Annotated in this window: 2 pseudogenes; both read right to left on the reverse strand. The window is 73.2% G+C overall.

The annotated features are described in order from the left end of the window. Positions 1-323, reverse strand: a pseudogene (locus tag CCN51_RS52545) (hypothetical protein); the annotation flags it as partial. 142 nt (positions 324-465) lie between these two features. Continuing rightward, positions 466-1274 (reverse strand): annotated as a pseudogene (locus tag CCN51_RS52550) (hypothetical protein); the annotation flags it as partial.

Consider the following 1274-nt stretch of genomic DNA (forward strand, 5'->3'; position numbering starts at 1 on the left):
GTGGTGGGGGTGGAGGGCGTGACGGTCTCGGTGCAGCCCGCCACCTGGCGGCGCTGCTGGATCTGTTTCACGACCTCCTGGCGGTTGGCGATCCTGGCCTCCGACTGGGCGTCGGGGTTGGCCTGTTGGCCGGCGATGAAGTTCAGATTGTTCCGCAGCGCGGTGTCGAGCCCGGCGCAGTTCTCCGTGGGCGCCTTGGCCTGAGCGGTCTCCGATGCCTGGCTGACCCCGACGCCGACGGCGAGGCCGCCGCCCACGAGACCCACCGCGCCGATGGTCAGGGCGATCTTCTGGGGCCGGGTCACACGACGCTTCCGGGACATGCGGAACTCCTCGTTGGATCGGTCCGTGCTGTGCGGTGCCTTTCGCAGCCGATATACGGCCGTGCGCGACGAACCGTTCAACGAGGTCCAGACCTTTGTCCTCGAAGTCATCGAACGTGGTCAGGTCCTTGGTGCAGAAGGCTCAGGGATGGACGGCCGGGCCGACGTCCTCCATGACGAGGGCCGGGAGCACGGCCACGGCCACCTGCCGGGCAGCGGCGTGGGGTGTGGCGGTCTGCTCCGCGAGGGCGGGGCGCCAGGAGGCCAGTCGGTGCAGGGCAGCGCCGAGGCCCCTCTCGTCGTCGTCCAGGAGCGCGGCGATCAGGGCGACCGTGTCGGCGCGGGGTGAGCCGGCCGGGGCGGGGAGATCCTTCAGGCGGCGGACGAGGTGGGTGCCGACGCCCTCCGGTGCTGCGGTGGCGGCCAGCGCGGCGAGTACGAACCGGGCCGCGTCCCCCTCCTCGTCCCAGCGGGCCAGGAGACGCGGCAGCGCGCGGCCGATCGCCCGCCGCGTCATCTGTACGCCGGCGGGCTCCTGCCATACGTCGCCGAGCGCGGCGACGCGGTCGGCCGTGAAGACGGCGAGCGAGGCGCCGGTGGACGCGAGCCGGAGCAGATCGCCGAGCACGATCACCCTGACCGCGGGTGGAATGGCGCCGTCGCTCGCCAGCTCGGCCAGGAAGGGGACCGCATCGACGGTGTCGTCGGTGCAGTCGCCCTGGTGGGCCACGGCATCGGCCAGGTCGCCCAGGAACGCGCCCGTGGTCTCGTACGGCTCCCCGAAGGCGAAGTCCTCCCCCAGCAGCCACCCCACGGCGTCGGGGGCGTCCTCCGCGCTGCCGTACATCCGCTCCGCCACCGCCACCACAGCCCGGACGACATCCTCCGGCCGGTGTGGTTCGGCGGACGCCGGACCGGTCCACCGCGGCCCCAGGGCGGGCGGGGCCGGAT

It is taken from the genome of Streptomyces milbemycinicus, assembly GCF_002154605.1.
Lineage (GTDB): Bacteria > Actinomycetota > Actinomycetes > Streptomycetales > Streptomycetaceae > Streptomyces > Streptomyces milbemycinicus.